We start from the raw sequence: 19786 nt of genomic DNA, 5'->3' as shown, positions 1-19786 counted from the left end.
CCGATAACTCAGTCGCCCTTTGCCATTTGCCCGAACACCTCGTCACGCCGGACCCACGCGTGGTAGAGCGCCGCGCCCAGGTGCGCCAGGATCGTGAAGAACAGCACATACGCAAGCACACCGTGCAGCGGACGCAGGAAGCCGTATATCGCGGGGCTGTGCGGCAGGATCGCTGGCAGGTTCACGCCGTCGAACAGCACGATCGGATAGCCGCCGGCCGACAGCATGGCCCAGCCGATCAGCGGCATGGCCAGCATCAGCGCGTACAGCGCCCAGTGCGACGCGGTGGCCGCCCACACCTGGATGCGTGGCAGATCGGCCGGGAGTGGCGGTGGTGCGTTCAGCAAGCGATTCACGAGACGCACGATTGCCAGCAGCAGGATTGCCAGGCCCAGCGGGCGGTGCAGGTCGAGCAGGAATTCGCGGTGGCGCAGCGACACCACCATGGCAGCGCCGACGAACAGCATCGCCAGGATCGCGACGGCCATCGACCAGTGGAGTACGCGGGCCAGCAGGTTGAAGTGGCGTGGACGGTTCATCGTACGCTCCCGGTGTGGAGGTTGCCCGTGCTGATTTCACGCTCGCGGCGGTTGAACGAGACCGAGTAGATCGACGAACGGGCATGCAGCACGGGATCGTCGGTGCCTGCAATCCCCTTCGGCAGGATCAGCGGATCGAAGTTCAGATTGAGGCATGGGCCGGCGACTTGCGGCTCTGCGCGCACGAGCGTCAGCGTGCCGGCGAGCGTTTCGGGCCGCGTCTCCGGCCAGGCTTTGGATGGGTCTTCGATCGGGTCGCCCGGTTCGGCGAATTGCATGACCATGTCCCATTTCAGCGGGCCGGCCGCCAGACGGCGATCAAGGTCGGCCGCCAGGAAATCGCGGTCGGCGGTTTTCAGCTGCTCCGGGTCGGCCGCCACGAACGGCGTGTGCGGGCGCATCGACCAGCGCACGGCGCGCGTCGCGCCGGCAGCATTTGTCAGGCGAAACGCATTGACGCCGTTAAAGCGCGTGTTGGCCAGGCTGTCGGGCGTGGGCGCACTCTTGGACCACGCCATGAATTTCTTGATTTCCGGATGGGCAGCCAGCACGGCGTCCATCTTGGCCGGATCCGGTTTGCCGGTCGCCGGGTCGGGCAGGCGGGCAGCGTTCAGCGCCTGAAAGGCTTCGGGGGTGGATGCGGCAAAGAACGGGAAGCTGTTCATCGCCATACGCCATTCCTGGCCGTCGTCCGTTTTCAGCTGCAGCGCCATGCCGCGCACGGCCGCCTTGTTGTCGGGCGAATGCGGGTCGTTGCCAGGGCTGGAAAAGCGGCCGAGGACGGGCGTTGATGGCTGCGAAAACACGCGCGCCGTGGACAGCTGCGCGGCGGCGGGCGTCGGTGCGAAGGTGCCGACGATGCAGATGCCCTTGGCATGCGCACGGCGCACGCCTGGTTGCTGTGTGCCGGAGGCTTCGGCGGTATTGACCATCGTCTGCGGCGTGACGTTCTTGTTGCCGAACCAGCCGCCAATCCAGGCGAAGAGGACGGCCAGCGCGATGATGATCAGCGCGATCGGGAGCAATAACAGCGGGGAACCGTGGCGTGGCTTGGGCGGTGACATGGGCGGCACTCTCTTGAAAGGGTCTTGGTACATACAGCCGGAAAATTCGGTGGCGAATTGTCGCATGATTAACAAATTGATGCGTGCCGTCCCCTGTCGCGCCGTTGCGTCGGCGGTACTGCTGAGCGTAACGGTCCAACGCGAACCACCAAATTGTGCAAAAATTCCGGTGGTCATTGATGTCGCTTCACACTACATATTTACATGCGCCAAGGTCATTACATGCTCGTCAACCGTCGCCCAGCGCCCCTCACCCTGGCACGTGTCACTGAGGAAGGGGCGTGAACGCGGCGCACGCCGACATCGCGGCATTCGACTGGAGCGGGACCCCACTGGGTGCGCGCGCAGCCTGGCCCGCGGCACTCGAAGCCGTCTTCGGCATGATGCTGGCAACGCCGGTGGCGATGTGCGCCACCTGGGGCCCGGAGCAGACGTTGCTCTACAACGCGGCGTACGTGCCGTTTCTCGGCAAACGCCATCCAGGCGCGCTGGGGCGACCGTTGCCCGACGTCTGGTCGGAAATATGGGACGATATCGGTCCGCTGGTGGCGCGCGTGATGGCCGGCGAAGCGGTGAGTTTTACCGATCTACCGCTGGTCATGACGCGCAGTGGCTACGAAGAAGAGACGTGGTGGTCGTTCGCGTACAGCCCGCTGCGCAGCGAGGGCCACATTGCTGGCCTTCTCAATATCGCCACTGAAACGACGGCCGGCGTCATTGCCGCCAGAGAGCGCGATGCCGCGCAGACCCAGCTCATCAAGCGCAATATCACGCTGGAGCAGGAGATCGTGGCGCGCAGGGAGGCGGCCAGCCGGCTCGCCACCGTCATCGAGCACCTGCCAGTGGGTATCTGCCTGTTCGACATGGATGGGCAAGCCATCCTGAACAACCCCGTATTCCGGACCTTTGTCCCCGATTTCTCGCCAGCGCATGGCCTGCAGCGCGCCTGGGAACACTGGCGCGGGTTCGATGCGCAAGGTCGCTTGCTGGCGCCCGACGACTATCCGAGTGCGCGCGCATTGCGGGGCGAGCTCGTCACGCCAGGCGACGAATTCTTGCGGCGCGCAGCGGACGGCGCGGAAACCTGGGTCGCTGTCAGCGCCGTTCCGCTGATCGACAGTGCCGGCGCGCAGGCCGGCATCATTATGGTGTTCGACGACATCGACCAGCGCAAGCGGATACTGCTCGATCTCGAGCGCCAGGTGGCGGAGCGGGCGCAGGATCGCAATGCGCTGTGGACGCTGTCGTCGGACATTATGCTGCGCTGTACGTTCGATGGGGTGATCACGGCGTCCAATCCGGCCTGGTCGTCCGTGCTGGGCTGGCGCGAGCACGAGCTGGTCGGATCGAATCTGTTCGACCTGATTCATCCGGATGACATGGCGCATACGATTGCCGGGGCGCGCGAGTTGTCGGAGGGGATCGGCCATCAACGGTTCGACAACCGCTACCGCCATCGGGATGGCAGTTACCGCTGGATCTCGTGGTCCACGCGTGCACACGATGCGATGATCAACGCGGTGGGCCGCGACATCACGCGTGACCAGGAGCAACTGGCCGAACTCGAGGCGATGCAGAATGCCCTGCGCCAGAGCCAGAAAATGGAAGCGGTCGGCCAGCTGACCGGTGGCCTGGCGCACGATTTCAACAATCTGCTGGCCGGTATTTCCGGTGCGCTGCAGCTGATGCAGATGCGCATGCAGCAGGGCCGCTACAACGAGTTCGACCGCTACATTGCGACGGCGCTTGGCGCGTCCAAGCGGGCCGCGGCCCTGACCCATCGCCTGCTGGCGTTTTCGCGCCAGCAAACCTTGATGCCCAAACCGACGAACGTGAACCGGCTCGTTACCGACATGCAGGAGCTGGTCCAGCGCACGGTGGGGCCGGCCGTGCGGATCGAGGTGGTGTGCGTTGCCGATGCCTGGCCGGCGCTGGTCGACGCGTCGCAGCTCGAAAATGCGCTGCTGAACCTGTGCATCAATGCGCGTGACGCCATGCCCGATGGTGGCAGCATCACGGTCGAAACGGCCAACAAGTGGATCGACGAGCGCGTCGCGCGCCAGCAGAACATGGCGCAGGGCCAGTACCTGGCCTTGTCCGTCAGCGACACGGGTGTGGGGATGGCGCCGGACGTCGTGGCGCGCGCGTTCGAGCCCTTCTTCACGACCAAGCCGATCGGCCAGGGGACGGGCCTCGGGCTGTCGATGATCTATGGGTTCGCGCAGCAGTCGGGCGGCCAGGTCCGGATCTATTCCGAAGTGGGGCAGGGCACCACCGTGAGCATCTATCTGCCGCGGCATTACGGCGCTGGTGCTACCGAGCTGGAGCCTGACGTCGCGGCGCCCACCGCGCTGACGCAGTCGGGGCAGGTGGCGACCGTGCTGGTTGTCGACGATGAGCCGACCGTGCGCATGCTCGTCATCGACATCCTGCAGGATCTCGGCTTTGGCTGGATCGAGGCCGCCGACAGCGCGGCGGGACTCAAGATGCTGCAATCGGATGCGCGGATCGACCTGCTGGTCACGGACGTGGGGCTGCCCGGCGGCATGAACGGACGCCAGATGGCCGACGCTGGGCGCGCGGGCCGGCCCGGGCTGCAGGTCTTGTTCATCACCGGCTACGCGGAGAATGCGGTGCTCAACAACGGCTATCTCGATCCGGGGATGGCGGTGCTGACCAAGCCGTTTTCGATGGAGGCGATGGCCGCGCGCATCCGTTCGATGGCCGAGGCGGGCGCCGTCGAAGCGGTGGGGTCCTCTGCAGGGAGTCGCCATCCACGGTAAGATTGTCGTCCTTACCACAGGACCACTTACCATGACGACTTCCAGCTACCCCGATACCCGTCTCCTCATCGCCAACGAATGGCACGATGCCAGCGGCGGCAAGACCATTCCCGTGATCAATCCGGCCACCGGCCAGCCGATCGGCAAGGTTGCCCACGCCAGCATCGCCGACCTCGATCGCGCGCTGGCCGCCGCCCAGAAGGGCTTCGAGACCTGGCGCGCCGTGCCTGCCGCCGAACGCGCCGCGATCATGCGCCGCGCCGCGACGCTGCTGCGCGAGCGCGCTGGCGACATCGCGCGCCTGCTGACGCAGGAGCAGGGCAAGCCGCTGGCCGAAGCCAAGGGCGAGGCCCTGGCCGGCGCCGAGATCATCGACTGGTTCGCCGCCGAGGGCATGCGCGTGTATGGCCGCATCGTCCCGTCGCGCAATCCGGCCGCGCAGCAGCTCGTGCTGAAAGAGCCGGTCGGCCCGGTCGCCGCGTTCACACCCTGGAACTTCCCGATCAACCAGATCGTGCGCAAGCTCGCGGCAGCGCTCACGACCGGCTGCTCGTTCCTGTGCAAGGCGCCGGAAGAAACGCCGGCTTCGCCAGCGGCGCTGCTGCAGTGCTTCGTCGATGCCGGCCTGCCGCCGGGCGTCGTCGGCCTGGTGTTTGGCGACCCTGCCGAGATTTCGGGTTACCTGATTCCGAGCCCGATCATCCGCAAGGTCACTTTCACCGGCTCGACGCCAGTGGGCAAGCAGCTGGCCGCGCTGGCCGGCGCGCACATGAAGCGCGCGACGATGGAGCTGGGTGGCCATGCGCCGGTCATCATCGCCGAGGATGCCGACGTGGCGCTGGCCGTCAAGGCGGCGGGCGCGGCCAAGTTCCGCAATGCCGGCCAGGTCTGCATCTCTCCGACCCGCTTCCTCGTGCATAACGCGGTCAAGGCCGAGTTCACGCGCGCGCTCGTGCAGCACGCCGAAAGCCTCAAGCTGGGCGACGGCATGGCCGATGGCACGACGCTCGGGCCTCTGGCCAACGCGCGCCGTCTGGATGCGATGGCTAAGGTGGTCGACGATGCGCGCACTCGCGGCGCCACGGTGGCAACGGGCGGTGAGCGCGTGGGCACCAGCGGCAACTTCTTCGCACCGACCATCCTGGCCGACGTGCCACTGGATGCCAGCATGTTCAACGACGAGCCGTTCGGCCCGATCGCCGGCATCCGCGGCTTCGACAGCCTGGAAGACATGATTGCGGAAGCCAATCGTTTGCCGTATGGCCTGGCGGGTTACGCATTCACGCGCTCGATCAAGAACGCGCATCTGCTGATGAACCGTGTCGAAGTGGGAATGTTGTGGATTAACCAGCCTGCCACGCCGAGCGCCGAGCTGCCATTTGGCGGCATCAAGGATTCGGGCTATGGCTCGGAAGGCGGACCGGAAGCGCTGGAATCGTATCTCAACACGAAGGCCGTCTCGATGGTGGGCGTGTAATTGGCAGTGTCGCGTTGCGGCGGGATCAGGTGTAACAATTTGTAGGATAATGCGCCGTCGTGGCGGGGTATAATGCTGCCCGCCACCGGCCTCTGCACTCTTCAGATGCCACTTATCTCTGTAGAGTGACACCATGATCTTTCCCCAGCGCGCATGACGCAGGCCATCCTGACGCTCAATGTCGATACCGAATTCGACGTGATCGCCGCGCGCCAGCGTGCGCGCCAGATCGCCGGTGCCTGCGGGTTCGGTTCCGTCGATCAGGCCCGTATCGGCACGGTCGTGTCCGAACTGGCGCGCAATATCTTCAACTATGCCGGCGCCGGTTCGGTCTCCTTCGTGGCCGAAGGCGCAATGGCGCCGCAGCATCTTTCCATCACGTTTGTCGACCGCGGACCCGGCATCGCCGATGTCGGGCACGTCTTGTCGGGCGCATACCGGTCGACATCCGGCATGGGTGTCGGCATCCTGTCGGCGCGCCGGCTGATGGACCAATTTGATATCGCCAGCGGGCCATCCGGCACCCGGATCACGGTCGGCAAGCGCTTTCCTGCCAGCGCCGGGTTCATCAGCGCTGACGGGTTCGGCCCGCTCGTGGCGCAGTTCGAGACGCTGCCCAATCACGCGGCCTTGTCGGAAGCGCGCCACCAGAACCGTGAACTGGCCGACGCACTCAGCGCGCTGCAGGCGCGGCAGGAAGAACTGCAACTCGTCTCGACCCGCCTCGAAGAGCGCAACCGCAATATCGAAGCCCTGAATGATCTGCTGGACGACAAGGCTGCCGCGCTGCAGAAAGCCGATCGCAGCAAGGACGAATTTCTTGCCACACTGAGCCACGAATTGCGCGGGCCGCTGTCGGCCGCCGCCATGGCAGCGAGCATGCTGCTGCCCGAGGCCGTCACGTCGCAGCGCGCCAACCAGATGGGTGAACTGATCCGGCGCCAGGTCACGCACATGAGCCGGCTGGTCGAGGATCTGCTGGACGTCTCGCGCGTGAGCCGCGGCCTGGTGCAACTGGAAAAAGCGCCGGTGGAGCTGGCGGACGTGATCGCTGCCGCGCTCGAGCAGGTGCAGTCGGCCGCAAACCAGAAACGGCATCGCATCGAGCAGGCAGCGGGCGTACCCAGCCTACTGGTGCTGGGCGACCGCACGCGCCTGATCCAGGTGGCCAGCAATCTGCTCACCAATGCGATTCGCTACACGGACAGTGGCGGCATCATCCACGTCGCCCTGGAAAAACGGGGCAGGATGGCAGCCCTGCGGATCACTGACAACGGCATGGGCATCGCGCCCGACCTGATGCCGCGCCTGTTCGACCTCTACGTCCAGGCCGAACGCTCAGCCGACCGCACCGGCGGCGGCCTCGGCCTGGGCCTGGCCCTCGTCAAGAACCTGGTCGAAGCCCACGACGGCACCGTCACCGCCCACAGCCCCGGCGACGGCCAGGGCAGCACCTTCACCGTCCTCCTCCCCCTGCACACCGAACGCCGCGAATAATCGCACCGCATCGCCACAGCTCAGCACGAAGACTCAATTAGGGTCAGAGTCGAATTATTGAGCAATAAACTTCTCTACATGGCCCGTGTGCAATGCCTTCAGGCAGCATTCCGCGCGGCGCTTGCTTTCCAATTGGGGTCGGAGTCGAATTGTTTGACAACATTGAGGAATTGCCCAATAAGTCGACTCTGACCCTAATTGTTCAGTATCTGGTGGATGGGGTGGGGGCGTTTTCTCGCGCGTAAACGGCGACCGCCCGGGCCGGCCTTGAGGCCGGCGCCGGGCGGCGCGGATGGTGCGGATAATGCGGGTTGACGTTGGCTTGGCGCCTTAGTCTTCCTGGAAGGCTTCTTCGCGTTTCTTGCGCAGCGATGGCAGCAGCACGACGATCATTGCGGCGGCGGCCAGACCCAGCATCACGCCCGAGATCGGGCGCTCGATGAATACCATTGGGTCGGCGCGCGAGAGCAGCAGGGCGCGGCGCAGGTATTCTTCCATCATCGGGCCGATGATGAAGCCGAGCAGCATTGGCGCGGGCTCCAGTTCGAGCTTGGCGCACAGGTAGCCGAGCAGACCGAACAGCGCCATCAGATAGACGTCGAAGGTACTGTTGTTCAAGCTGAACACGCCGATCGCGCAGAACATCAGGATGGCCGGATACAGCATCTGGTACGGCACCATGATCATGCGCACCCAGATGCCGATCATCGGCAGGTTCAGCACGACGAGGAACAGGTTACCGACCCACATCGAGACGATCAGGCCCCAGAACAGGCCAGGCTGCTCGGTCATGACGGCAGGACCAGGCTGGATGCCCTGGATGATCATCGCGCCGATCATCAGCGCCATCACTGGGTTCGACGGAATGCCCAGCGTCAGCATCGGGATGAACGAGGTCTGCGCGCCGGCGTTGTTGGCCGCTTCCGGCGCCGCAACGCCTTCGATGGCGCCTTTGCCGAAGTTGGCCGAGTTCTTCGACACTTTCTTCTCGAGCGAGTACGACGCGAACGAGGCCAGCATTGCGCCACCGCCCGGCAGGATGCCCAGCAGCGAGCCCAGGCCCGTGCCGCGGATGACCGGCCACATGATGCGCTTGAAGTCTTCCTTGTTGAGCATCAGTCCGGTGACTTTCTTCATCACCAGATTGCGGTCTTCGTTGTGCTCGAGATTGCGGATGATTTCGCCAATACCGAACATGCCCATCGCGACGATGACGAAGTTGATGCCGTCAGCCAGCTCCGGCATGTCGAAGGTGTAGCGCGCCGAACCTGAGTTGACGTCGGTACCGACCACGCCCAGCAGCAGGCCGAGCAGCACCATGCCAATGGCCTTGAGCAGCGAGCCGCTGGCCAGAACGACCGACGCTACCAGGCCCAGCACCATCAGCGAGAAGTATTCGGCCGGGCCGAATTCGAGTGCCAGATCGGCCAGTGGCGGCGCGGCCAGGGCCAGCAGGACCGTGGCAACGGTACCGGCGAAGAACGACGAGATCGCCGCAGTGGCCAGCGCCTTGCCGGCCTGGCCGTTGCGCGCCATCTGGTAGCCGTCCAGTGCGGTCACCACCGACGAGGATTCGCCAGGCAGATTGACCAGGATGGCGGTGGTCGAGCCACCGTATTGCGCGCCGTAGTAGATACCGGCCAGCATGATCAGCGCCGATTCTGGTGGCAGGCCGAACGTGGCCGGCAGCAGCATGGCGATGGTGGCGATCGGGCCAAGGCCCGGCAGAACGCCCACTGCGGTGCCGACAAACACGCCGACCAGGCAGTAGAACAGGTTTTGCATGGACAGGGCCGTCTCGAGGCCCAGTGCGAGGTTACTGAAAATTTCCATATGATTTAATTCCCACCGAGCCAAGGGCCAATGATCGGCATCGGCAAGCCAAGCAGCTTGACGAACAGACCAACTGCAAACAACGTCATGCCCACGGCCAGCGCGAGTGACTTCTTCAATTCGAATTTATCGCTGGCGTACGAGCTGATCAGGATCAGCAGGAAGCCCGCAGGCACCAGGCCCGCATTGCGCACCAGGAAGCCGAACAGCAGCACGGCGGCCAGCACGATGATCAGTTCGCGATAATAGATGCGGCCGATCGCCTCACCGGGACGGAAGAACGAGCGCACGAACGAGGCAACGCCGATCAGCGAGAGCAGGGCGCCCAGCACGATCGGGAAGTAGGCCGGACCCATGCGGCCGGCACTGCCCATTTCGTACTCCTGGCCGATGTACACGGCGCTCAGACCGAAGAATAGAAAGACAATGCCACTCCAAAAGTCTTTCGGATGGCGGATAAATGCTGGCACGGTGGTGGTCCCCTTTATGGTGTGGCAGATGCGGTGATGCAGATGCAGATGCAGTGGTTCGAAAAGCGTGAATGCAGATCACAGATGCAGCCCGCGCAACGACGATGACAACGACGCCGGGCGGGCTCCAGATGCGACAACGCCGCACCGCAGCCGGACAGGCCGGTGCGGCGCGAGGTCGTCAACAGGGCATCAGTCGGCGAAGGCGCCGGCTTTCTTGATGATCGGGCCCCACAGGTCGATCTGCTGCTTCAGGTGCGTGCGCAGCGCTTCCGGCGTGGCCTGGTTGGTCGGGACCGGCTCGGTGCCCAGGTCGGCGAAGCGCTTGACCACGTTCGGATCACGCAGTGCGGTGCGCAGAGCGTTCGACAGCGCGTCGACGGTTGGCTTCGGCGTGCCTTTTGGCGCGTACAGGCCGTGCCAGACACCGACTTCGAAGCCTGGCAGGCCAGCCTTGTCCAGCGTCGGCAGGTTCGGCAGCGAGGCGACCGGGGTCTTGGTCGTCACGCCGTAGGCCTTGATTTTGCCGCCCTTGATCTGGCTGGTGGTGTTGGTGGTCTGGTCGCACATGAAGTCCACCTGGCCGCCCAGCAGGTCGTTCATCGCCGGGCCGGTGCCCTTGTACGGCACGGTGGTCAGTTCGACGCCCATTGCGGTCTGCAGCAGCATGCCGCACAGGTGCGATGCCGAACCCAGGCCGGCGTGCGCGTAGGTGACCTTGTCCTTGTTGGCTTTCACGTACGTGATCAGCTCTTTCATGTCCTTGGCCGGGAAGTTCGATTTGGCGACGACGGTCATTGGCACGTCGGTGATCAGACCGATCGGCTCGAAGCTGGTGATCGCGTCGTACGGCAGCTTGCGGTACAGCGCCGGCGCGGTCGATTGACCGATGTGGTGCAGGAACAGCGTGTAGCCGTCAGGCGCGGCCTTGGCGGCGCGCGCGGCGCCGATCGTGCCACCGGCACCGCCGACGTTTTCGACGATGATCTGCTGCTTGAGCGTGTTGCCCATCGACTGCGCCACGAGACGCGCGACGGTGTCGGTCGGGCCGCCGGCCGCGAACGGCACGATCATGGTGATGGTCTTGGTCGGGTAGGCCTGGGCATGGGCCAGGCCCGTGCCGAAAGCGGTCAGGCAGGCGGCTGCGCACAGCATCTTGAGCTTCATGGTGTCGTCCTCGTATCTCTTTTTGGTTTGGTTTGGCAACCGGCACTATTTCTGTGCCGTGCTCCCTTGCGGCGTTGTCTTACGCACCAGATGTTTTACCAGCAAACATATTGTTGTGCAACTACGTGGAAACACGTATGTGGTTTGCATGACGCTCTTTTCAGCAAAAACGAATAGCGAGAAAACGCAAATCCGAAAACAAAAAACGCCATCCGAAGATGGCGTTTTTGGTCGCTGCAGCGCCGTACTGTCAGACCGGCGGCTGCACCGGGAGTTCCCGGTCGCCAAGGAGCAACTTCGCCGGCGTCATCGGCGTCGTGCGCAGGCGCGTACCGGTGGCATGGAAGATGGCGTTCGAGACCGCCGCCGCCACGCCCACGATGCCGATCTCGCCCACACCCTTGGCGCCCAGCTGCTTGCTCACGATGCGGTCGTCCTCTTCGACAAAGATCACGTCGATGTCGTGGATGTCGGCATTGGCCGCCACGTGGTATTCGGCGAAATTGTGGTTCATGAAGCGCCCGTACTTGTGATCGGTATGGGTTTCTTCATGCAGTGCCTGGCTGATGCCCCAGACGACCGCGCCGCTGATCTGGCTGGCGGCTGTCTTGCCACTGATGATGCGGCCGGCTGCAATCGCGCTGACCACGCGCGTGACGCGCACCATGCCGAGCTTTTCGTTGACGCGCACTTCGCAGAACACGGCCGAGTGCACGGCGCGCGCGTACTTGCGCTGTTTGAGCATCTGCGGCGTCATGAAGTATTTTTCTTCCACCTGGTCGACGCCTGCATTGGCCAGCGCCTGGGTGAGCTCCACGCGGCGCGACGGATCGGTTTTCAGGAAGACTGCGCCGTCGCCGAATTCGACGTCGCGCATGCGTGCCTTGGCCAGTGGCGAATCAGGCATCTTCACCGCCATCTTCAGCAGGGACTTCTTGAGCTTTTCACAGGCTCCGAACACGCCGGAGCCCACGGTGGCCACGTGCGACGAACCACCCTCGATCGGCGCCATCGGCAGCGTCGAGTCGCCCAGCTGGAAGGTCACCAGCTCCATCGGCAAGCCCATGGCCTCGGCGGCAATCATCGACATCACGGTATAGGTGCCGGTGCCGATATCGGTGGCCGCACTGCTCACGACCAGGCGGCCATTGCTGTGCATCACGGCGCTCACGCGCGCTACCATGACCAGGGCATCCCAGATGCCAGTTGCCATGCCCCAGCCCACCAGCTCGTCGCCGTCCTGCATCGAGCGTGGCTCGATTGGACGCTTGTCCCAGCCGAAGCGCTCGGCGCCCTGGCGGTAGCACTCGCGCAGTTCCTTGCTCGAAAATGGCTTGTCCTCGATCGGCGAGATCTCGGTGTAGTTCTTCAGGCGCAGCGCCAGCGGATCCATCTTGAGTTTGTAGGCCAGCTCGTCCATCGCCACTTCCATGGCGTGCACGCCGTGGGCGGCGCCCGGGGCGCGCATGTCCAGCGGCGTGAAGCGGTCGTTTGCAACCACCTGGTAGCCGAGCTTGATGTCGCTGCACGCATACAGCTGCCCCGACCAGTTGACGATCACTTCGACGTAATCTTCGAGACGCGAGGTTTCCTGGATCGCTTCGTGCCAGATCGCCTTGAGCGTGCCGTCCGGCGCGGCGCCCAGACGGATGCGGTGCCAGGTTTCCGGACGGTGGCCGAAGCTGAACATCTGCTGGCGCGTCAGCACGACACGCACCGAACGCTCGAGCTGCAGCGCGCCCATCACGGCCAGCGGCAGCTGGTATTGCGGACGCAGGCCGGAACCGAAGGCGCCGCCCACGTACGGGTTGCGCACCGTGACCTCGTCGCTCGACAGGCCAAAGCCGTGCGAGACATACCAGCGGCTGTTCTGCGAGCTTTGCGTCTTGTCGTAGATGGTCAGGTGGCCGTTTTCAGCGCGAATCACGGTCGAGGCGAACATCTCCATCGGATTGTGGTGCTCGACGCCGTTGTAGTACTGCGAGTCGACCCGTACTTCGGCTGCCTCGAACGCCTTTTCACCGTCGCCGATCGAGCTTGGCGGCACGAAGCCGGCCTTCATCTTGCGCGGCTCGTAAGCCTGGTCCAGGCTTTCGAGCAGATTGGTTTCGTGCGCATCGACATCGTAGTGCACGCGCACCAGCGATGCGGCGTAGCGCGCCGCTTCGAAGGTTTCGGCCAGCACCAGCGCCACCGGCTGGCCGCTGTAGAAAATCTCGTCCGAGAACAGAGGGCGGAATGGCGAGCCGGCCGGAGCCGTCATGTCTTTCCACGCCAGGTCGAACGAGCGCATCTTGGGGCGGTTCTCGTGCGTCATCACGGACAGCACGCCCGCAACGGCTAGCGCCTCGGCCGTGTCGATGCTGGTGATGCGGCCCTTGGCCACGGTGCCGCTCACGACCACGCCATAGGCCAGGTCGGGAGCGAAGTATTCGGCAGCGTATTGCGCCTCGCCGGTCACCTTGGCGCGGCCATCAATGCGCGAGACCTGCATGCCGCTTTTCACACGGCCGGTGCCGGCCGGCGCGCTCGGTGCGCGCAGTTCTGGAATCAGGTCGGTCATGCTTGTTCTCCTTGTGCATCGAGTCCGCGCGCATGGTCGGTGCCACGCGCAGCGGTGGTCAAGGCTTGCACGATGGCGTTGCGCGCCAGCGGCAGCTTGAAATCGTTTTGGCCGAAGCCCTGGGCGCCTTGCAGGATCGTTTCGGCGGCCTGCAGGAAGGCTGCTTCGCCGACCGCCTGGCCGACGAGCGCTTGTTCGGCTGCTTCGACACGCCACGGCTTGTGGGCCACGCCGCCAAGCGCGATGCGCGCCGCGCGGATCGTGCCGTCGGCATCGAGGTCCAGCGCAGCAGCGACGGACACCAGCGCAAACGCGTACGACAGGCGGTCGCGCACCTTGATGTAGGCGCTGTGGTCGATGAAGCGGTCGGCTCCGGGCACGGTGATGTGGGTGATCATCTCGCCCGGCTGCAGCGTGTTGTCGATCTGGGGCGTGTCGCCTGGCAGGCGGTGGAAGTCGGCGAACGGGATTTCGCGCGCGCCGCTCATCGAGCGCACGTGCACGGTTGCGTCGAGCGCGCGCAGGGCGACGCACATGTCCGACGGGTGGGTGGCGATGCAGCTTTCGCTGGTGCCCAGAATTGCCAGCTGGCGGTTCAGGCCTTCGCGCGCCGGGCAGCCGGTGCCGGGTTCACGCTTGTTGCAGGCGGTGCCGACGTCGTAGAAGTAGACGCAGCGGGTGCGCTGCATCAGGTTGCCGCCGTTGGACGCCATATTGCGCAGTTGCGGCGAGGCGCCGGCCAGGATCGCCGACGACAGCAGCGGATAGCGCTCGCGCACCACCGGGTTATAGGCCGTGTCCGCGTTGCGGGCGAGGGCGCCAAGCAGCAGACCGCCGTCCTTTTCCTCAACCTGGTCCAGGCCGAGGTTGTTGATGTCGACCAGGCGTGACGGCTTCATCACGCTTTCCTTCATCAGGTCGAGCAGATTGGTGCCGCCGGCGATCGGGCGGGTGTCAGGGTCGAGCAGGGCGGCCAGCGCCGCGTCGACGTCCGTGGCTTGGGTAAAGGCGAACGGGTTCATGACAGCACCGCCCCGGTCGTGAAGCCTTCGGTGGTTTTTTTCGTGTCGCGCATGTCGAGAACCTTCACGACCGCATCGGCGATCTGCGGGTACGCCCCGCAGCGGCACAGGTTGCCGCTCATGAGCTCACGCACGTCGTCGCGCGAGGTGGCCTGGCCTTCGTTGATCAGGCCCACGGCCGAACACAGCTGGCCCGGCGTACAGTAGCCGCACTGGAACGCGTCGCAGTCGATGAACGCCTGCTGCAGCGGATGCAGGTCTTCGCCGGTGGCCAGGCCTTCGACGGTGGTGATTTCGCGACCGTCCTGCATGACGGCCAGCGTCAGGCACGAGTTGATCCGCTTGCCGTCCACGAGCACGGTGCAGGCGCCGCACTGGCCCTGATCGCAGCCCTTCTTGGTGCCGGTCATGCCTGCGCGCTCGCGCAGCAGGTCAAGCAGCGTTACCCACGATTCGACGTTGAATTCCCGGTCCTGGCCGTTGATGCGCAGGCGCACCGGATGCTGCTGTTGATGTTCCATGTTCTTCCCCTCTGTGAGAAGGTATGAACATAACGTCCTGTTACATTTGCGACGGTTAGATGACGCACTTATATTAAGTATAAGTCAACGTTGTTGCCAATGTCATTACGGCCCGCGGAACACAACAGTCTTGTTGCCATCCACGAACACGCGGCGCTCGATATGGAACTTGACGGCCGTGGCCAGCGCCAGGCATTCATTGTCGCGCCCCACGCGGGTGAGCTGGTCGACGCGGTAGTTGTGATCCACGCGCGTGAGCACCTGTTCGATGATCGGGCCTTCGTCCAGATCGGGCGTCGCGTAATGGGCCGTTGCGCCGATCAGCTTGACGCCCCGGTCGAATGCCTGCTGATACGGCTTGGCGCCCTTGAAGCCGGGCAAAAACGAGTGATGGATATTGATGCACTTGCCGGCCAGGCGGCGCGCCAGCCCATCCGACAGGATCTGCATGTAGCGCGCCAGGACCACGAGTTCGGAGTCGGTCTCGTCGACGATTTCCAGCAGGCGCGCCTCTTGCTGCGCCTTGTTGTCCTTTGTCACCGGCAGGAAGATGAAGCGGATGCCTTCGCGCTCGACCATCGGGCGCAGGTCGAGGTGATTCGACACGACCGCCGTGATCGACAGATTGAGTTCGCCCGTGCGGCGGCGGTACAGCAGGTCGTCCAGGCAGTGATCGGTCTTCGAGACCATGATCACGGTGCGCACCGGGTCGAGCGGATCGTAGATTTTCCAGCCCATGTCCAGGCGCGTGGCGACCGTGCTGTCGAATTCTGCGCGGATCGTGTCGATGGTCGGCGACTTGTCCTGCTGGCGAAACACGGCGCGCATGAAGAAGCGTGCAGTTGAATCGTCGTCGAACTGTTCGAGTGCGCAAATATAGCAATCGCGTTCGGCCAGGAAGGTCGCCACGGCGGCGACAATGCCGATGCCGGCCGGGCAGCTGGCGTGGAGAATGTATTCGGGGCGTGTTGGCGGCGTGGCTTCGCTGGTGCTGCGCATGCTTGTTCCTGTCGGTGATGAGGCGATGTTGTCAAGACAGCTAGAATGCGCGATGCCACGACGGGCGTCAAGCGCATGCTACGATGCGCGTTTTTTTCGCCCGACCATCTCTCATGTCGATCTCCCTTCGTCCAATGCTGCCCACCGATCTCGATGCCGTGTTGCGTATCCAGGCCGCCTGCTATCCGGCCCCGATGCAGGAGCCGGCTGCGGTCGTCGCGGCCCGGATGGCGGCGGCGCACGGCACCTGCATGGTTGGCATTCACGAGAGCATCGTGCGCGGTTACCTGTTCGCCTATCCGTCGCGCATCGGGCTGGTGACGGATCTGAACGCACCGTTTAACGTAGCGCAGCGGCCGGACACGCTGTACCTGCACGACCTGGCAATCGCGCCGTGTGCGCTGGGGCGTGGCCTGGCGCACGCACTGGTCGACGAAGCATTGCACCTGGCGCGCACGCTGGGACTGGCGCATGCGGCTCTGGTGTCGGTGCAGGACAGCGAGCGCTTCTGGCACGCGCTGGGCTGGCGCGCTGCATCAACCCACGACGCCGGTCTGCATACCTATCCGCCCGGCGCGCTGTACATGGTGCGTACGCCCGCCTGACCTTTATTGCACCCGGCGCACCTTGGCCGAGCTGTTACCGCCATCGACTTTCAGGAACAGCGTGCCAAACACATTGCGTTCGATGGTCACCGCCGCATCTTTCGTGCGCGGCAGGACGGCGTCGCTGCCGTCGATGACGCGCCAGACCTGCCCATTGGCCAGGCGGATCTGCGAGCCGGGGCCCCAGCCATCGAAGTCGCCCACGACCGTGCTGCGGATCGATGCCGGCTGCGCTTCGCGCTGCTTGACTGCTTCAAGGCCGAAATTCTGCTCAGGCGTGCGTGCTGGCGCAGGCGCAACGGCGGGACCGGCGGCGCCGACCGGAATCGCGTCGTAGCAGGCCACGCGCGCCGGTATGTCGCTCAGGGTACGGCATTTGAGCAGCGCGGCATCGTCGGCAAGTGCAGTGCCGCTGGCAGTCAGCAGGGCAACCATGAGGACGGGCAGGGACAGGGCTTTCATCGGGACTTTCGGGTAGTTGAAAATTGCGCCCTGGCGTCAGGGCGCTCACGATTATAGGGGATGTGCCGGGCGCAGGGGCTGACACATGAGGTCACCGCAGCAACAGTGCAGAGCATCGCAACGGTGACATGTTGTGTCGACGAATTTGACACCTCGTCTGCGCAGACGAACCACCGATCATGAATGTTGTTTAGAATCAATGGGATGCTGGCATTAAATCCACGGGCGTAATTCTTGCTGACGTATTGTAGGAACTTTCCGAGGAGATCATCGATGACGCGCATTGCCCCCGTCGCCTTACTGCTGGCCGCCGCCCTGGCGATGCCGGCGCAAGCCGCAGTCACCTACAGCTGGCAGCAAGTGAGTGCCTCCAGCTCGATGCCGACCGGCCTCAACCTGGAACTGGCATTCTCCGATGAGGCTGTCACCGCCGGCCGGTTGTCACTGGATATCCACAACGAATGCGACATCGGTCCGCCATGCCTCGATCCGCAGTCGAGTTTGCTGTCCCTGCGCTACTGGTTTGACGACCCGTACATCGGTGGCCAGCACAACCTGATCGACTACGACTACCGCACCCCGCCGCGCAATTATTACGACTACATCGTGATGGACCTGACATTCCTGGCGGGTGGACTTCTCGGCGGCAGTATCTTTGCCTCGGACGGCAATTCCGATTTCCAGATGGAGAGCCAGGGCGCGCTGTTCAGCGTGGTGGCCGCCAACAGTGACGAACCGTTTGGCTGCGGTTGGCAGTACCCCGACTGCAGCGGCGCCAGCGGCATGCTGGTGGCTGCTGCGCAGGAAACGATCGAGGTGCCGGAGCCGGCCACGGGCGCCATCGTCGGCCTTGGCTTGGTGGCAGCCTGGTTCGCGCGCCGCCGTCAGCGGCCGGCGCGCAGCATCGCCTGACGCACGGGCAGCGCCGTCAGTTCGCCGGCGCCAGGAGGGCGGCGGTGTCGGCTGCGCCCATCTTCAGCGCCGCGTCGTACGCAGTCACGCCCGACGCGTCGCGCGCCGCCGGGTCGGCGCCGCGTTCCATCAGCAGTTCGGCGATGGCGACCCGGTTGAACATCGCGGCGAACATCAGCGCCGTGCGGCCGGACGGGCCGGCGAAGTCCGGCAGTGCGCCCTTGTCGAGCAACAGCGTCGTGACTGCCAGGTCGCCCTTGAATGCGGCGCCGTGCAACGGCGTTTGCCCCGCATCGTTGATCAGGTGCGGATCGGCGCCGTGCTCGAGCAAGACCCGCGTCGCGTCCAGGTGGCAGTGGTAGCTGGCCAGCATCAAGAGGCTGTCGCCTTTTTCGTTGCGCAGGTTCGGCGGCAGGCCGCGCGACAGGAAGGCGGCGAGATGGTCGGCATCGCCCGAGCGCGCGTACTGGAACATATTGCGCGCCATGTTGAGCGCGGCTTCGTCCAGTTCGGCTTTGGTCGGCGTCGCCGCTTGGTCGTTCGTGTGCATTGCGTACTCCGGATCAGGATAAAGGTTGATTAAAACATATCTTAATCCGGCGCGTGGTCTAGGCGCTCTGGCGTGCGGCCGCATCCTCGGTGGCTTCGTGGAGCCAGACCGGCAGCGTCAGCGCCGGCAGCAGCATCCCGACCAGCAGCGCCGCGTGCCAGCCATGTGCGGCATACACCCAGCCGCCCAGCGCGGAACCGACCGCACCACCGGCAAAGAACAGCGCGAAGTACAGGCCGTTCAGGCGGCTGCGCATGTCCGCGCCCAGCGCGAACAGCGCGCGCTGGCCCAGCACCAGGTTGGCGGCCACGGCAGCATCGAGGGCGATGGCGGCCACGGCCAGCAAGCCAAGCGCAACCGGTTTTGACGACGGTGCAAACAGGGGCAGCAAGAAGCTCAGCGCGCCGACGACCAGGGCGGCGGCAGTGGCTTTCAGCGTGTGGCCAGCATCGGCCAGGCGCCCGGCGACAGGCGAGGCCACCGCGCCGGCCATGCCGACCAGGGCAAACAGCGCGATGCCATTTTGCGTGAGGCCGAAGGCGGGGCCGGCCAGCGCCTGCGGCGCCACGGTCCAGAACAGGCTGAAGGCGCCGAACAGGCCGGCGTGATACAGCGCGCGCCGGCGCAGCACCACGGTCGTGGCCAGCAACGGCCATAGCGAGCCGATCAGGCGCCGGTACGGTTGTGTCGCCGTTGGCTGGCGCAGCGGCAGCTTCAACCGCAACACCACGGCCAGTAGTGCCACCAGCGCGGCGGCGATCCCGAACACGGTGTGCCAGCTGCCCAGGCCAGCCAGCACGCTCGCCACCGGCCGCGCCACCATGATCCCCAGCAGCAGGCCGCTGACCACCTTGCCGACAATCTGGCCACGCGTGGCTTCCGGCGCCAGGTGCGCGGCAAACGGCACCAGCACCTGGGCCACCACGGCGCCCAGGCCGATGGTCAGCGCGGCCAGCAGGAATGCCCACGCCGTGGTTGCGGTGGCCGCGACCAGCAAGGCAGCGCTCGTGACAAGAAGACCGGTGACGATCAGGCGCCGGTTTTCCACCAGGTCGCCCAGCGGCACGATGAACAGGAGGCCCAGCGTGTAGCCGATCTGGGTCAGTGTCACGATCAGTCCGGCCGCCGCGGGCGGCAGGCCCAGCGCGGCGCCAATCGGGCCGACGAGTGGTTGCGCATAATAAAGGTTGGCGACGATGATGCCGGCTGCAGCGGCCAGCAGCATGACCATGCCGGACGAGATGGATGATGACCTGGGGGTGTTCATGGCGAACTCCATGGGAGTGAATGAGGGAATGACCCCATGGTAGCCAGTTCGCCGG

Annotated in this window: 17 protein-coding genes; 5 read left to right on the top strand and 12 right to left on the bottom strand. The window is 64.8% G+C overall.

Features of this window, described 5'->3' with window-relative positions; translation table 11 throughout:
* Positions 1 to 8: 8 nt before the first annotated feature.
* Positions 9 to 539 carry a cytochrome b gene (locus tag AC1MGT_RS00590; protein WP_499502437.1) on the bottom strand — a complete coding sequence of 177 codons (531 nt, stop codon included), beginning with the start codon at positions 537 to 539 and terminating at the stop codon, positions 9 to 11.
* A complete protein-coding gene (locus AC1MGT_RS00585; protein WP_499502436.1) occupies positions 536 to 1603 on the bottom strand; it encodes a catalase family peroxidase in 1068 nt (355 codons plus the stop codon). Before AC1MGT_RS00585 ends, AC1MGT_RS00590 begins: the two co-directional genes overlap by 4 nt.
* Before the next feature lie 281 nt (positions 1604 to 1884).
* Between AC1MGT_RS00585 and AC1MGT_RS00580 the strand changes: the two genes are divergently transcribed.
* From AC1MGT_RS00580 to AC1MGT_RS00570, 3 genes are all read left to right on the top strand, one after another.
* Entirely contained in the window at positions 1885 to 4386 is a 2502-nt protein-coding gene (locus AC1MGT_RS00580) for a PAS domain-containing hybrid sensor histidine kinase/response regulator family protein (RefSeq protein ID WP_499502435.1), read from the top strand.
* Between the two features lie 31 nt (positions 4387 to 4417).
* Positions 4418 to 5863 carry an NAD-dependent succinate-semialdehyde dehydrogenase gene (locus AC1MGT_RS00575; RefSeq protein WP_499502434.1) on the top strand — a complete coding sequence of 482 codons (1446 nt, stop codon included), beginning with the start codon at positions 4418 to 4420 and terminating at the stop codon, positions 5861 to 5863.
* 153 nt (positions 5864 to 6016) lie between these two features.
* Positions 6017 to 7360 (top strand): ATP-binding protein, encoded by a 1344-nt coding sequence (locus AC1MGT_RS00570; protein ID WP_499502433.1) that lies wholly within the window; start codon positions 6017 to 6019, stop codon positions 7358 to 7360.
* A 330-nt stretch (positions 7361 to 7690) separates the two neighbouring features.
* On the opposite strand, the gene AC1MGT_RS00565 is transcribed toward AC1MGT_RS00570, so the two are convergent.
* From AC1MGT_RS00565 to purU, 7 genes are all read right to left on the bottom strand, one after another.
* Positions 7691 to 9193 carry a tripartite tricarboxylate transporter permease gene (locus AC1MGT_RS00565; RefSeq protein WP_332531780.1) on the bottom strand — a complete coding sequence of 501 codons (1503 nt, stop codon included), beginning with the start codon at positions 9191 to 9193 and terminating at the stop codon, positions 7691 to 7693.
* 5 nt (positions 9194 to 9198) lie between these two features.
* Positions 9199 to 9663: a tripartite tricarboxylate transporter TctB family protein gene (locus tag AC1MGT_RS00560; protein WP_332531781.1), complete on the bottom strand. Its 465-nt coding sequence runs from the start codon at positions 9661 to 9663 to the stop codon at positions 9199 to 9201.
* A gap of 192 nt (positions 9664 to 9855) precedes the next feature.
* Entirely contained in the window at positions 9856 to 10830 is a 975-nt protein-coding gene (locus AC1MGT_RS00555) for a tripartite tricarboxylate transporter substrate binding protein BugD (RefSeq protein ID WP_499502432.1), read from the bottom strand.
* Between the two features lie 250 nt (positions 10831 to 11080).
* A complete protein-coding gene (locus AC1MGT_RS00550) occupies positions 11081 to 13393 on the bottom strand; it encodes a xanthine dehydrogenase family protein molybdopterin-binding subunit (protein WP_499502431.1) in 2313 nt (770 codons plus the stop codon).
* Positions 13390 to 14415, bottom strand: a complete 1026-nt coding sequence (locus AC1MGT_RS00545; protein WP_499502430.1) for an FAD binding domain-containing protein — start codon at positions 14413 to 14415, stop codon at positions 13390 to 13392. Before AC1MGT_RS00545 ends, AC1MGT_RS00550 begins: the two co-directional genes overlap by 4 nt.
* Entirely contained in the window at positions 14412 to 14936 is a 525-nt protein-coding gene (locus AC1MGT_RS00540; protein WP_499502429.1) for a (2Fe-2S)-binding protein, read from the bottom strand. Before AC1MGT_RS00540 ends, AC1MGT_RS00545 begins: the two co-directional genes overlap by 4 nt.
* 105 nt (positions 14937 to 15041) lie before the next feature.
* Positions 15042 to 15935: a formyltetrahydrofolate deformylase gene (gene purU, locus AC1MGT_RS00535; protein WP_499502428.1), complete on the bottom strand. Its 894-nt coding sequence runs from the start codon at positions 15933 to 15935 to the stop codon at positions 15042 to 15044.
* Between the two features lie 113 nt (positions 15936 to 16048).
* On the opposite strand from purU, the gene AC1MGT_RS00530 reads away from it, so the two are divergent.
* Entirely contained in the window at positions 16049 to 16540 is a 492-nt protein-coding gene (locus tag AC1MGT_RS00530) for a GNAT family N-acetyltransferase (RefSeq protein ID WP_499502427.1), read from the top strand.
* Between the two features lie 3 nt (positions 16541 to 16543).
* On the opposite strand, the gene AC1MGT_RS00525 is transcribed toward AC1MGT_RS00530, so the two are convergent.
* Positions 16544 to 17002, bottom strand: a complete 459-nt coding sequence (locus AC1MGT_RS00525; RefSeq protein ID WP_499502426.1) for a hypothetical protein — start codon at positions 17000 to 17002, stop codon at positions 16544 to 16546.
* Positions 17003 to 17275: 273 nt separating this feature from the next.
* Between AC1MGT_RS00525 and AC1MGT_RS00520 the strand changes: the two genes are divergently transcribed.
* Positions 17276 to 17914, top strand: a complete 639-nt coding sequence (locus AC1MGT_RS00520; RefSeq protein ID WP_499502425.1) for a PEP-CTERM sorting domain-containing protein — start codon at positions 17276 to 17278, stop codon at positions 17912 to 17914.
* Positions 17915 to 17930: 16 nt separating this feature from the next.
* On the opposite strand, the gene AC1MGT_RS00515 is transcribed toward AC1MGT_RS00520, so the two are convergent.
* Positions 17931 to 18464: an ankyrin repeat domain-containing protein gene (locus AC1MGT_RS00515; protein ID WP_499502424.1), complete on the bottom strand. Its 534-nt coding sequence runs from the start codon at positions 18462 to 18464 to the stop codon at positions 17931 to 17933.
* A 58-nt stretch (positions 18465 to 18522) separates the two neighbouring features.
* Entirely contained in the window at positions 18523 to 19731 is a 1209-nt protein-coding gene (locus tag AC1MGT_RS00510; RefSeq protein ID WP_499502423.1) for an MFS transporter, read from the bottom strand.
* Positions 19732 to 19786 lie beyond the last annotated feature (55 nt).

The sequence above is a fragment of the Telluria sp. BA11 genome, assembly GCF_056680305.1.
Note: the sequence above shows the minus strand (reverse complement) of the source record. Positions and strands in the feature narration are given on the sequence as shown.